At 71.7% G+C, this 13,587-nt stretch carries 10 protein-coding genes and 1 tRNA gene; 8 read left to right on the forward strand and 3 right to left on the reverse strand.

Features of this window, described 5'->3' with window-relative positions:
• Positions 1-146: 146 nt before the first annotated feature.
• From fdh to V1351_RS14985, 4 genes are read left to right on the forward strand one after another with little or no spacing between them, the layout of a single operon-like run.
• Complete coding sequence (fdh, locus tag V1351_RS14970) at positions 147-3,500, forward strand: formate dehydrogenase (protein WP_338748994.1); 3,354 nt, start codon at positions 147-149, stop codon at positions 3,498-3,500.
• A complete protein-coding gene (locus V1351_RS14975; protein WP_338748996.1) occupies positions 3,500-4,618 on the forward strand; it encodes a 4Fe-4S dicluster domain-containing protein in 1,119 nt (372 codons plus the stop codon). Before fdh ends, V1351_RS14975 begins: the two co-directional genes overlap by 1 nt.
• A complete protein-coding gene (nrfD, locus tag V1351_RS14980; protein WP_338748998.1) occupies positions 4,615-5,754 on the forward strand; it encodes an NrfD/PsrC family molybdoenzyme membrane anchor subunit in 1,140 nt (379 codons plus the stop codon). The genes V1351_RS14975 and nrfD overlap by 4 nt, the downstream gene beginning before the upstream one ends.
• Positions 5,755-5,798: 44 nt before the next feature.
• A complete protein-coding gene (locus V1351_RS14985; RefSeq protein ID WP_338749000.1) occupies positions 5,799-7,091 on the forward strand; it encodes an L-lactate MFS transporter in 1,293 nt (430 codons plus the stop codon).
• A gap of 18 nt (positions 7,092-7,109) precedes the next feature.
• On the opposite strand, the gene V1351_RS14990 is transcribed toward V1351_RS14985, so the two are convergent.
• The 3 genes from V1351_RS14990 to selD form a co-directional block, all read right to left on the reverse strand.
• On the reverse strand, positions 7,110-7,856 hold the full coding sequence (locus tag V1351_RS14990; RefSeq protein WP_338749002.1) for a hypothetical protein: 747 nt from the start codon (positions 7,854-7,856) through the stop codon (positions 7,110-7,112).
• 1 nt (position 7,857) lies between these two features.
• Complete coding sequence (locus V1351_RS14995) at positions 7,858-8,214, reverse strand: PadR family transcriptional regulator (RefSeq protein ID WP_338749004.1); 357 nt, start codon at positions 8,212-8,214, stop codon at positions 7,858-7,860.
• A gap of 188 nt (positions 8,215-8,402) precedes the next feature.
• Positions 8,403-9,404, reverse strand: coding sequence for a selenide, water dikinase SelD (gene selD / locus V1351_RS15000; RefSeq protein WP_338749006.1), 1,002 nt, complete (start codon positions 9,402-9,404; stop codon positions 8,403-8,405).
• A gap of 53 nt (positions 9,405-9,457) precedes the next feature.
• Here selD and V1351_RS15005 point away from each other — a divergent pair, with 53 nt between their 5' ends.
• The 4 genes from V1351_RS15005 to V1351_RS15020 all read left to right on the forward strand — a co-directional run bounded on the left by V1351_RS15005 (position 9,458) and on the right by V1351_RS15020 (position 13,518).
• Positions 9,458-10,087 carry an endonuclease gene (locus V1351_RS15005; protein ID WP_338749008.1) on the forward strand — a complete coding sequence of 210 codons (630 nt, stop codon included), beginning with the start codon at positions 9,458-9,460 and terminating at the stop codon, positions 10,085-10,087.
• A 38-nt stretch (positions 10,088-10,125) separates the two neighbouring features.
• Positions 10,126-10,221: transfer RNA gene (locus tag V1351_RS15010), tRNA-Sec, on the forward strand.
• Between the two features lie 85 nt (positions 10,222-10,306).
• Positions 10,307-11,671 carry an L-seryl-tRNA(Sec) selenium transferase gene (selA, locus tag V1351_RS15015; RefSeq protein ID WP_338749010.1) on the forward strand — a complete coding sequence of 455 codons (1,365 nt, stop codon included), beginning with the start codon at positions 10,307-10,309 and terminating at the stop codon, positions 11,669-11,671.
• Positions 11,668-13,518 carry a SelB C-terminal domain-containing protein gene (locus V1351_RS15020; protein ID WP_338749012.1) on the forward strand — a complete coding sequence of 617 codons (1,851 nt, stop codon included), beginning with the start codon at positions 11,668-11,670 and terminating at the stop codon, positions 13,516-13,518. The genes selA and V1351_RS15020 overlap by 4 nt, the downstream gene beginning before the upstream one ends.
• Positions 13,519-13,587: the final 69 nt, after the last annotated feature.

Here is a 13,587-nt window from a genome sequence, read left to right on the forward strand (position 1 = left end):
AGTTCGTTGACCGGGCAGCAGCACGTAGTGCGGCTGGGTCAACCAAGTGCTGCCTGCAGCAGTTCGTTCGGGGCATCCCGGGCGGCGAAGGGGGAAAGTGGCTAGGGTGAGCAGCGTCACCATCTGCGGCGAAGGGAGCGGCGGCCATGGCCCCGAAGGATTCGACGTTCCTGGGCTGGCCGGTGCTGCGCCAGCTGGCCTCCGGGGACTTCCTCGGACGCGGTAGCTCAGTCACCTCCCGCAGGACGCGCGAGATCGAGCCGCGGACCTCGACGGCCGATCGCGTCGTGCAGAGCGTGTGCCCCTACTGCGCCGTCGGCTGCGGGCAGCGGGTCTTCGTCAAGGACGAGAAGGTCGTGCAGATCGAGGGCGACCCGGACTCGCCGGTGAGCCGAGGCCGGCTGTGCCCCAAGGGAGCCGCGAGCGAGCAGCTCGTCAACTCCCCCTCCCGCCAGACGCACGTGCTCTACCGCGCCCCCGGCGCGCGGGAGTTCGAGCGGATCGATCGCGACACCGCGCTGGACATGGTCGCCGACCGCTACCTGGCGGCCCGCGCCAACAAGTGGCAGGAGGTCGACGACAAGGGTCGTCGGCTGCGGCGGACGATGGGGATCGCCTCGCTCGGGGGAGCCACCCTCGACAACGAGGAGAACTACCTGATGAAGAAGCTGTTCACGGCTTCGGGGGCGATCCAGATCGAGAACCAGGCGCGTATTTGACACAGTTCCACGGTTCCCAGTCTGGGATCCTCGTTCGGCCGAGGCGGCGCCACGCAGTACCTGCAGGACATGGCCAACTCGGACTGCATCATCATCCAGGGCTCCAACATGGCCGAGTGCCACCCGGTGGGATTCCAGTGGGTGTCCGAGGCCAAGGCGCGGGGGGCCAGGGTCATCCACGTCGACCCCCGCTTCACCCGCACCTCGGCGATCGCCGACACGCACGTCGCGATCCGGGCGGGCACCGACGTCGTGCTGCTGGGTGCCCTGATCAACCACGTCCTGGGCAACGACCTGTACTTCCACGACTACGTGCTCGCCTACACCAATGCCGCCACCCTGGTCAGTGAGGACTTCGTCGACACCGAGGACCTCGACGGCGTCTTCTCCGGGTACGACCCCGAGACCGGCAAGTACGACACGAGCTCGTGGGCGTACCAGTCGGGCAAGGAGGGTGACAGCCACGAGATCGGCGACCCCACCGGTGGGCACGAGCACGGGGAGAACGGCTCCCCCCGGGCGGCGGGTGACCTCCACGGCGCCGCGGGCCCGGCGCTCCAGCACGGCAAGGTCGTGCGGGACGAGACCCTGCAGCACCCGCGCACGGTCTTCCAGGTGCTCAAGCGCCACTACTCGCGCTACACACCCGAGATGGTGGCCGACGTCTGCGGCATCCCCGTGGAGCAATTCCACATCATCGCCGACGCCCTGACCAGCAACTCCGGCCGGGAGCGCACGACGTCCTTCGCCTACGCCCTCGGGTGGACCCAGCACAGTCTTGGCGCGCAGTTCATCCGCACCGCGGCCATCCTCCAGCTGCTGATGGGCAACGTGGGCCGCCCCGGTGGCGGGATCATGGCACTGCGCGGGCACGCGAGCATCCAGGGCTCGACCGACATCCCGACCCTGTTCCACCTCCTGCCCGGCTACCTGCCGATGCCGACCGTCGGCACGCACGACACCTACGAGGACTACCTGTCGAGCATCTACTCCCCGGACCAGAAGGGCTTCTGGACCGAGGCGCCCTCCTACACCGCGAGCCTGCTCAAGGCCTGGTGGGGTGACGCCGCGACGCCGGAGAACGACTTCTGCTACGACTACCTGCCCCGCCTGACCGGGGCCCACGGGACGTACCAGACCGTCATGGACATGCTCGAGGACGAGGTGGAGGGCTACTTCGTCGTCGGGCAGAACCCGGCCGTCGGGTCCGCCCACGGCAAGATGCAGCGGATGGCGATGACGCACCTGAAGTGGGTCGTCGTGCGCGACTTCCAGCTGCTCGAGTCCGCGACGTTCTGGAAGGACTCCCCCGAGATCGCCACCGGGGAGCTGACGACGGAGGAGATCGACACCGAGGTCTTCTTCTTCCCCGCTGCCACCCACGTGGAGAAGTCGGGCACCTTCACCCAGACCCAACGCATGCTGCAGTGGCACCACCGGGCGGTGCAGCCGCCCGGGGACGCGCAGAGCGACCTGGAGTTCTTCCACGACCTCGGGGTGCGCATCCGCGAGCGACTCGCCGGCTCGACCGACGAGCGCGACCGACCGCTGCTCGACCTGACCTGGGACTACCCGAAGGACGAGTCCGGGGAGACCGACGCCGCTGCCGTCCTGCGGGAGATCAACGGCTACCACCTCACCGGCGACAAGGCCGGTGAGCTGCTCGAGAAGTTCGCCGACATGAAGGACGACGGCTCCACCTCCGGTGGCTGCTGGATCTACACCGGCGTCTTCGCCGGCGGGGTCAACAAGTCGGCCAACCGCGTGCCGGGCGCGCAGCAGGACGAGGTGGCCCTCGACTGGGGCTGGGCCTGGCCGATGAACCGCCGGATCCTCTACAACCGCGCATCCGCCGACCCGCAGGGGCGACCGTGGAGCGAGCGGAAGAAGTACGTCTGGTGGGACGAGAGCGAGCAGAAGTGGGTCGGCAAGGACGTCCCGGACTTCCCCGTCGACCGGGACCCGTCCTTGCGACCCGGCCCGGACGCGAGCGGACCGGCGGCACTGGCCGGCGACGACCCCTTCGTCATGCAGGCCGATGGCAAGGGATGGCTCTACGCCCCCAAGGGCATGGTCGACGGACCGCTGCCCACGCACTACGAGGCGCAGGAGTCACCCGTCGCCAACCCGCTCTACACCCAGCAGAGCAACCCGAGCCGGATGACCTACCCGCGCAAGGACAACCTGTGGAGCCCCTCCGGTGAGGAGCCGGGCGCGGACGTCTACCCCTTCGTCTTCACCACCTACCGACTGACCGAGCACCACACCGCGGGCGGCATGAGCCGCTGGCTGCCCTACCTCTCGGAGCTGCAGCCGGAGATGTTCTGCGAGGTCTCCCCGCAGCTGGCCGAGCAGCAGGGCCTGGTCAACGGCGGGTGGGCGACGATCATCTCGGCACGCAGCGCCATCGAGGCACGTGTGCTCGTCACCGAGCGCATGACGCCGTTGGCGATCAAGGGACGCACCGTGCACCAGATCGGCCTGCCCTACCACTGGGGTGTCGGCCGGGACGCGGTCGTCGAGGGTGACGGGGCGAACGACCTGCTCGGGGTCGTCCTCGACCCCAACGTGCAGATCCAGGAGTCGAAGGTCGGATCCTGCGACATCCGACCCGGCCGCCGACCGAGGGGCGAGGAGTTGCTGCGACTCGTCGCCGAGTACCAGTCGCGCTCGGGTACGACGGTTGCCACGGGCAACGAGCATGCCGACGAGGTCTCCCCCGAGATGCGCGAGCGTCGTGCCGCCACCCTGCACCAGGACCCGACCGAAGGAGACCACTGATGGGTTACCTGAGTCGCCAGCTCGCCGGTCGCACGGACCCCGCGAGCGACGCCGGGTGGCAGGACGCGCCCAGCCGCAAGGGCTTCTTCACCGACACCTCGATCTGCATCGGCTGCAAGGCCTGCGAGGTGGCGTGCAAGGAGTGGAACGGCATCCCGCTCGACGGGTTGACGATCTCGGGCAACTCCTACGACAACACCGGTGACCTCGGGGCGAGCACGTGGCGCCACGTCGCCTTCGTCGAGCAGAGCCAGGAGCGGATCGAGGCGGCCCGCGAGTCCGGTCAGCGTCTCGTCGATCTCGGGATGCCGAGCGTCGGAGCTCCTGACCCGGCACCGCAGCCGGAGCCGGCGGTTGCGCAGCCGGCCGGCTACGGCACCCTGCCTGCGCCGATCGAGGGGCACGGGCCCGCGCTGTCGGACATGCTCACCGAGAAGGCGTCCGTCGAGAACGGCGGGAGCGGCGCCTACGGCCTGACGGCGGACGGGGTCCCCATCGTCGGCCCGGTGCCGGAGCTCCGCTGGCTGATGTCCTCGGACGTGTGCAAGCACTGCACCCACGCCGGCTGCCTCGACGTCTGCCCCACCGGCTCCCTCTTCCGCACCGAGCACGGCACCGTCGTGGTGCAGGACGACATCTGCAACGGCTGTGGCTACTGCGTGGGCGCCTGCCCCTTCGGCGTCATCGAGCGGCGCACCGATGCCAGCGTCAGCGTCACGGCGGACGACCACGTGCCCAATGTCGGTGTCGCCCAGAAGTGCACGCTCTGCTACGACCGGCTCACCCACGACCAGACCCCGGCGTGCGCCCAGGCCTGCCCGACGACCTCGATCAAGTTCGGCACGCACGAGGACATGGTGACCAGCGCCCGGGAACGGGTCGTCCAGCTGCACGAGCAGGGGTTCACCGAGGCCCGGCTGTACGGCGCCAACGAGGACGACGGCGTCGGCGGGACCGGATCGGTCTTCCTCCTGCTGGACGAGCCCGAGGTCTACGGGCTCCCGCCGGACCCGATCGTGCCGACGGCGAAGCTGCCCGAGATGTTCCGCGCCGCCGGGGTGGCCGGTCTGGGCCTGCTCGGCGCCGCTGCCCTCGCCTTCGTCGGGAGCAGGTCGTGACGACCTCCCCCTTCGACAACTTCCGCCCCCCGGAGACCGCACGACGGCGTCGGCGCGCCTCCGGTGTCCGCGGCGCCGTCAGCGGTGCGGCCAAGGACGTGGCGAAGGGGGCCCGCCGCAACTGGATGAACCGCGAAGGGGGAGGCCAGCGCGAGGCGCCGGCCGTCCCGGACGCCGAGTTCTCCAGTTACTACGGGCAGCCGGTCGTCAAGCCCGTGCCCTGGGACCACAAGATCTCCGCGTACCTCTTCGTCGGCGGCATCGCGGGCGTGTCCGGGATCATCCAGGCCGGGGCTGCCGCGACGGGCAACGCTGTCCTGCAACGTAACTCGCGCCTGACCGCGATGGCTACCGTCGGCCTCAGCGGGGCCGCGCTCGTGGCCGACCTCGGTCGTCCCGAGCGCTTCCTCAACATGCTGCGCACGGTCAAGCTCACCTCGCCGATGTCGGTCGGCACATGGATCCTGTCGGGGTACGCGGCCTTCACCGGGGTGACCACCGCCACCGAGGTGCTGGGCCTGCTGCCGGCGCGCGGCCCCCTTCGCTCGCTGTCGCGGGTCCTCGCTCCGGTGGCGGCGCCCGCCACCGTCGGCCAGGCCCTGATGGGCGCGCCGTTGGCGGCCTACTCCGCCGTGCTGCTCTCGGACACCGCCCACCCGGTGTGGCACGAGAGCCGGCGACAGCTGCCCTTCGTCTTCGTCGGATCCGCCGCGCTGGCCTCCGGCGGGGTGCAGATGCTGCTCACCCCGCTGGCCCACGCCGGGCCGGCCCGACGGCTCGCGCTGCTCGGTGCGGGGACCGAGCTCGTGGCGATGCACCGGCTCGAGGGACACCTCGCGCAGCTGCGCATCGACGAGCCGATCACCTCGGGCACGGGGGCCGGCACGTTGCGGCTGGCCAGGGCCCTGACCCTCGCCGGTGGCGCCGGAACCCTGCTGTCCGGGCGGAGCCGACTCGCGGCGCTCGCCTCTGGCGCCGCGCTGGCCACCGCCTCCGCACTCACCCGCGTGGGGGTCGTCGAGGCGGGCATCGAGTCCGCGAAGGATCCCCAGTACACGGTCCGCCTGCAGAAGGACCGGCTGGAGGAGCGGCGCAGCCGCGGCGTCGTCGACGACAGCATCGTCACGGTCGGCTAGACCCGCACCGACGCCTCGCATCACCCGAAGCAGTGGGAGGTTCCATGAGCACGGTCGACACCGCACACCAGTCAGGGTCCAGCTCAACGGGAAACCGTTGGATCATCCTCGCCGGTGGTGTCCTCGTCCAGCTGACGATCGGCGCCGTGTACGCGTGGAGCACGATGGGCCGTGCGCTGAACGCCGAGGAATCGGCCTTCGACCTGTCGACGGTGCAGACGGCCATCCCCTTCGAGGTGGCCATCGGCATGCTCTTCCTCGGCACCTTCCTCGGGGGGCGGATCCAGGACCGCAAGGGTCCGCGGGTCGTGGCGCTCTCCGGTGTCGTCATCTACTCGATCGGCATCATCCTCGCCGGCTTCGCGCGGGAGACCTCTGACCTGTGGCTGCTGATCCTCGGCTACGGCGTGCTCGGTGGGTTCGGCCTCGGCCTGGCCTACATCGTGCCGATCGCGATGCTGCAGAAGTGGTTCCCGGACAAGCGCGGCCTGATCACGGGGGTCGCCGTCGGCGGTTTCGGCTTCGGCGCCGTGATCACCTCACCGATGATGAACCGGCTCATCTCCGGGATGGAGGGCTACCAGGCCGAGCCCACCAAGGCCTTCCTCTGGCTCGGCGGCGCCTACCTCGTCTTCGGGCTCATCGGCGCCTCGGTCTTCAAGAACCCGCCGGCGGACTACGTCCCGCCCGGTGTGGCCAAGGCCCACGAGGAGCACGACGCGGAGAAGGAGGAGCGGGCCACGCAGGCCGCCCGCAACTTCACCCAGCAGGAGGCACTGAGCACCCCGCAGTGGTACCTGCTCACCCTCATCCTCACGGTCTCGGTCACGGCAGGCATCTCCCTGATCTCCGTCGCCGCCGACGCGGCGACGGACGTCGCCGGCTTCAGCGTCGCGGCCGCCGCGACCCTCGTCGGGGTCATGGGCCTGTTCAACGGTGCCGGCCGGATCCTGTGGGCTGCGGTCTCGGACAAGATCGGCCGCAGGTCCGCCTTCATCGGCATCCTGGGCTTGCAGGGACTGGCGCTCCTGGCCATCCCGCACATCGGCAACGCGGTGATCTTCTACATCCTCGCCGCGATCATCTACACCTGCTACGGCGGCGCCTTCGGTACCCTCCCGGCCACCGCCGGTGACTTCTTCGGCGTCAAGTACTCCGGCGGCATCTACGGACTGATGCTCATCGGGTGGTCCATCGGTGGGATCATCGGCCCGCTGCTCATCTCCTGGCTGATCGGCGCCGACGGGCGCTACACGCTGGGCTTCACCGTCATGGGCATCATCGCGCTGGTCGGCGTCATCCTCCCGATCATCGCGCGGCCACCGAAACACGCCTGAGCTCTCCCTGCCCCTCGGTCATGCGGTGAGCGCGTGCAGGAGCCAGACGTGGCTGAGGAGGAGCACCGTCATCAGCGGCATGGCGACGACGGCCAGGAGCCGGCCACGCCGGCCATCACTCGGCCCCTCCCCCGGCGCGGTGATCTCACTCGCGTCGTCGCTCAGGTCGTACCAGGTCACCGCCGTGCCGACCACGAGCAGGAGGACACCGGCGACACCCAGCGGCACAGGGGGCACGGTGAAGAGTGGATCCGAGAGCAGGATGACGATCCCGACGAGGACCCCGATGACGAGCGCGGGGAGCAGCAGGGCCAGGCGGGGGTGCTCGACAATCACCCGGAGCGTCTTGGGGACGAAGAGGGCCCCCACCAGCGCCAGGACCGCTGCCAGGCCCATCAGTTCGCCGGTGGTGACGCCGACGGGTCCGCCGGCCAACCCGCCGGCGAAGGCTCCCGCCGTACCGAGCATCCCGAGCAGCCCCAGGACGTTTCCACCGATGGTCGCGGGGCCGACGCTCCCCCCGCGACCGGCCGCCCCGGTGGCCGCAGCGATCTCCCGCGCGTAGACCTTCGCCTCGCCGAAGGCCTGCACCGCGGGCTCGCCCGACTCGGCCACATGGGTCTCGACGGTCATCAACTCGTCCCCGATCTGGTCGCCGGGGACGGAGAGCAGTCGCAGCTCGACGATGAAGTCGTCGCGCCATGCCTTCTCGACACTCGGGGCGATACGGCCCGGATCGGCGAAGATGCTCCGGTTCTGCTTCATGTCAGTTCCTCCCTGCTGCCGACCCGAGCGCACCGTCGGTGAGCCCCCGGGTGGTCGTCGTGAAGGCAGCCCAGCGGGCGGCCTGGTCGTGTGCGTACTCACGGCCGGCTGCCGTGAGCGCGAAGTACTTGCGGCCGGGGCCACCCTCGCCCGGCCGCCACTCGACCTCGACGTGGCCGGCCTCCTCGAGGCGTCCGAGAAGGGGGTAGAGGGTCCCGCCCTTGACCGCCCCCAAGCCCGCCCCGGAGAGTCGTCGGGTGATCGCGTAGCCGTAGCTGGGGCCGTCGAGCAGCACCCGCAGCACACACACGTCGAGCACGCCCCGTAGCCACTCGCTGGGCCAGTCGTGCTCGTTCATGACTAGATGGTAGGCCTAACTAGTCAGCCACGGCAACTAGTGAGCGGGTCAGGCTGCGTTGGGGATGACCACGACACCCTGGGGTGGCCGGGAAACCCGGTCATGACCGCGACATGGCCCGGTCATGACCGGAGTCTCCGGACACTCCAGATCATCCCGGACCGGAGGGCCGACCCGGTCGACCGCGCTCACATCACCTGCACGAGCGCACCGCCGGGCAGCGATCCGGCAGCGACGGTCTCGCCGACGACCGGGGCGCCGGGGACCTCGCCGACGACGAGCAGCCCACCGGAGGTCTGGGCGTCGGCGAGCAGGATGAGCTCCTCCTGCGTGATGCCCTCGGCGGACAGGTGCGGACGCACCCAGTCGAGGTTGCGGCGGGACCCACCGGGGACGTATCCGGCGGCGAGCGCCTCGCGGGCCCCGGTGACGTATGGCACCGCAGCCGCGTCGATCCGCGCGGCCACCCCCGACGCCCGAGCCATCTTGTACAGGTGCCCGAGCAGCCCGAAGCCGGTCACGTCCGTGGCCGCGCGGGCCCCGCCATCGAGCGCCGCTCGGGCGGCCTCCCGGTTGAGGGCGACCATCGAGGCGATGGCCTCCTCGCTGCGCTCCCCCGTCGCCTTGTGCCGGTTGTTGAGCACACCGACGCCCAGCGGCTTGGTCAGGCTGATCGGCAGACCGGCCTCGGCGGCGTCGTTGCGCATCATCCGGCCGGGGTCGGCCGTGCCGGTGACCGCCATGCCGTAGATCGGCTCTGGGGCGTCGATGCTGTGCCCGCCGAGCACGGGGCAGCCGGCCTCGGTGGCCACGTCGAGGCCGCCACGCAGCACCTCGCGCAGGCGGTCGGTCGAGATCAGCTCGCGGGGCCAGGCGACGAGGTTGATCGCCATGATCGGCTCGCCACCCATGGCGTAGATGTCGGAGAGGGCATTGGCCGCCGCGATACGGCCCCAGTCGTAGGGGTCGTCGACGACGGGGGTGAAGAAGTCCGACGTCGACAGCACCGCCTGCCCGTCCCGGATGCGCACGACGCCCGCATCGTCACCGTCGTCGAGCCCGACCAGCACGTCCGCGCCGGGCGGCGCCGGGACCTGCAGACCGGCCACGACCTGCTCGAGCTCCTCCGCGGGGATCTTGCAGGCGCACCCACCACCACGGGCGTACTGGGTGAGGCGAACGGGCTCCATGTCTGGAGGTTAGGCCACGGCATGGCCCGAACGAACCCGGGTACGACGCACGCATGAGCCACCGGGACACCGTCGATCGCCTGCTGCGCGAGCACGGCACCACCTACGCGGACGAGGCCGGGATCCGACTGCGGGACACGCCGGCTCCGCTCTTCCAGCTGCTCTGCCTGACCCAGCTCTTCGCGGCGCCCATCGGCGCCTCCGTCGCCGTGGCCACGATGCGCGAGCTGCTCGGGGCCGGGTGGACCACCCCGCAGCACCTTCTCGACTCGACGTGGCGGGAGCGGGTGGACGCGCTCGGTCGCGGGGGCTATCGCCGGTACGACGAGAGCACGGCGACGTACCTGGCGCAGATGGCCCAGCTGCTGCAGGAGCGGTGGCGCGGCGATCTGCGCCGGCTGCACGAGACGGCCGAGGACGAAGGGAGCCTGCGTTCCCTTCTCGAGGAGTTCCCCCGCGTCGGCCCGACCGGGTCGGGGATCTTCTGCCGTGAGGTCCAGGCGGTCTGGCCCGACCTGCGACCGCAGGTCGACGGCCGGGTGCGCCGGGGAGCCCGAGCGGTCGGCCTGCCCACCGACCCGGAGAACCTCGCCGCGCTCGTCGACGGTGACGACCTGGCCCGGTTGACCGCCGCGCTGGTCCGCGTCGACCTCGACGGCGGGCACGATGCCGTTCGGGCCTGAAGGCGCACGCCCACCAGTGAGGTCCTATGGTTGGCCGTGGAGGCGTCTGGGTTCCTGGTGGTCCCCCCGGTCTTCAACACCGGTGAGGCCGAGCATCTCGGTCTGGCGGGTTCGATTCCCGTCCGTCTCCGCCACACACTGCCCGTGTCACGACGGGTGCGCTCGGGTGACACCCTGTTGTGACACGGGAAGGGCCAGCCCCGACGAAGGGAGCACGAGGTGACCACGATCGACCCTCGTCGGGCGATACCCCGCACGGACGCGCTCCTGGCCGAGCCCCCCTTCGTCGCCGCCGCCGCGACCCTGGGTCGCGCCACGGTGCGCACCGCCGTCAACCGCGCCCAGGACCGCGCCCGGCGTGGGGAGATCCCCCCGGGCGACGTGGCCGCCACGGCCCTCGCCGGCCTCCCGAAGCGCGCCTCGTCCCTCACTGCCGTCCTCAACGCGACCGGCGTCGTCATCCACACCAACATCGGACGAGCACCCTTGTCTCCCAGTGCCGTCGAGGCCGTCGTCGATGCCGCCGGTCACGTGGACGTGGAGATGGACCTGACCTCCGGAGCCCGCGGTCGACGTGGTGCCGGAGCACTCGCCGCCCTGCGGGAGGCGGTGCCCGACGCCGGCGACGCGCTCGTGGTCAACAACGGCGCCGCCGCCCTGGTCCTCGCGACGACCGCGCTGGCCGCCGGCGCGGAGGTCATCGTCTCCCGCGGGGAGATGATCGAGATCGGGGACGGTTTCCGGCTGCCGGACCTCATCACCTCGACCGGCGCCCGACTGCGCGAGGTCGGCACGACCAACCGCACCCACGTGCGCGACTACCTGGAGGCGATCAGCCCCGACACCGGGTGCATCCTCAAGGCCCACCCGAGCAACTTCCGGGTCGACGGCTTCACCACGGCGGTGGGGTACGAGGAACTGCGCGGCGCCGTGCGTCCCGACGGTTCCCCCGTCCCGCTCGTCGCCGACATCGGGTCCGGCCTGCTCGCGCCCGACCCGCTGCTCCCGGACGAGCCGGACGCGAGCACCGCTCTGCGGCACGGGGCGACGATCGTCACCGCCAGCGGTGACAAGCTCCTCGGCGGGCCCCAGGCGGGCCTGGCCCTCGGTGCTGCCGAGATCGTCGAGACCCTGCGCCGCCACCCGCTCGCCCGGGCCCTGCGCATCGACAAGCTGACGATCGCCGCGCTCGAGGCGACCCTGCGGGGGCCGACCCCGCCGGCGACGAGGGCGCTGCACGCGAGCGCCGTCGAGCTGAGACCCAGGACGCAGGCGCTGGCCGCCGCGCTGGGGCGGGGTGTCGTCGCGGTCGAGGGTCGCGTCGGAGGAGGCGGCGCCCCGGGAGTGCCCCTGCCGGGATGGGCCGTCGAGGTGCCCGTCGAGGTCGTCGAGCGCCTGCGGACGCCGCCCGCCGGCACGCCGGCCGTCCTCGCCAGGGTCGACGACGGACGCGGTCTGATCGACCTGCGCTGCATCCCCGCCGACCGCGACGCCGACGTCGGGGCAGCGGTGCGAGCCGCCCTCGGTGATGTGCCCGACGTCCCCGGCGACGGGGCCGGGAGCGGAGAAGGGCTCCCTTCGTGAGGCGGGTGCTGGCCACGGCCGGGCACGTCGACCACGGCAAGTCCACCCTCGTGCGGGCACTCACCGGGCGCGACCCGGACCGGCTCGTCCAGGAGCGCAAGCGCGGCCTGACCATCGAGCTCGGCTACGCGTGGACGACTCTGCCGGGCGGGACCGAGGTGGCCTTCGTCGACGTGCCGGGGCACCAGCGGTTCGTCGGGACGATGCTCTCGGGGCTCGGTCCGGCACCGACGGTGGTCTTCGTCGTCGCCGCGGACCAGGGGTGGCAGGAGCAGAGCAGGGAGCACCTCGCGGCGGTGCAGGCTCTCGGGATCACCGACGGGCTGCTCGTGCTCACCCGGTGCGACCTCGCCGAGGCCGGCCGGCGGGCGCGGGTGCGCTCGCAGGCCTCGCGTCGCCTCGCGGCTGCCGGGCTCGACGTGCCGGCCTACGAGGTCTCGGCCGTGACCGGTGACGGTCTGGACGCGGTGCGCAGCGGACTGGACGCGCTCGTCACCCGGATGCCACCGCCCGACCCCGACGCGCCGGTGCGGTTGTGGGGCGACCGCTCCTTCACGATCTCCGGGGCGGGCACCGTGGTCACCGGCACCCTCGGCGCGGGCACCCTGCACAGCGGTGACCGGCTGACCCTCCTCGACCACGGCACCACCCGCGAGGTGACCGTGCGCGGACTGCACAGCCAGGACAGCGCGCGCGACGAGGTCGGCCCGGTCTCCCGGGTCGCGGTCAACCTGCGCCGCACCGACGACGTCTCCCGCTCGGTCGCGCTGCTGACGCCGGGAGCCTTCCCGCTCGCCCGTGTCGTGGACGTCGCGCTGGTCCCCGTCGACGGGGACGAAGGGGGCTCCCCCGGCGACGGAGGCGCGTCACCCGAGGTGGCGACGCTGCACGTCGGGTCCGCGGACGTGAGCGTCCACGTACGCCCGCTCGGCACGGGCGCTGCACGCCTGACCGCTGACGCGGACCTGCCCTGGCGCGTGGGAGACCGTGCGATCCTGCGTGATCCCGGTAGCCGACGACTGTGGTCGGTGCGGGTGCTGGACGTCGACCCGCTGCCCTTGCACCGTCGCGGGGCCGCCGCCGCCCGGGGTGATGCCCTCGTCACCGCGGCGAGCGACCACTCGCTCGCCGACGTGCGCGTTCGCACGCGCAGCGCTGAGCACTCCGCGCTCCTGGAGCAGCTCGGGACCGGGTCACCCACCGACGCCGTCGCGGTGGGTCGGTGGTGGGTCGACAGCACGGCCCTGTCGACCTGGCGCGAGCGGCTCGTCGACCACATCACCGAGCACCACCGCCGGCAGCCGCTGAGTGCGGGAATCACCGTGGCCGAGGCGGCCCGAGCACTGAGGTTGCCGGTCCACCTGCGCACGCGGGACCACGGCGGCAACCTGCCGCACGAGATCCACCCCCCTGCGGGGGACCTCGTGCGTCACCTGGTCACGATCGCCGGACTGTCGATCACCGACGGTCGCGTCCATGCCCCCCGCGCCGCCGGCCTCGGCGAGGCCGAGGCCGGCATCCGGGCCGTGGAGGAGAAGCTGCGGCAGACCCCCTTCGTCACCCCGGAGCGCCGTGAGCTGGCCGACCTCGGGCTGGGAACCACCCAGCTCGCCGCGGCCGAGCGGTTGGGGCGGATCCTGCGGTTGCCCGACGACGTCGTGCTGCTGCCCGACGGGCCGGCACGCGCGATGCGGGTGCTGGCCGGACTGGAGCAGCCCTTCACGCTCAGCGCCGCACGGCAGGCCCTCGGGACCACCCGGCGCGTCGCGGTACCGCTCATGGAGCACCTCGACTCCCGCGGGTGGACCCGACGGGTCGACGGCAGTCTGCGCGAGGTCGTGCGCTGACCCTGCGACGTGCTGGCGTCGTGTGGCCAGCAGCGCGTGCTGCTAGCCACACGAGGTGCGGCTGGCTCC

This window comes from Janibacter sp. A1S7, from assembly GCF_037198315.1.
GTDB lineage: Bacteria > Actinomycetota > Actinomycetes > Actinomycetales > Dermatophilaceae > Janibacter > Janibacter alittae.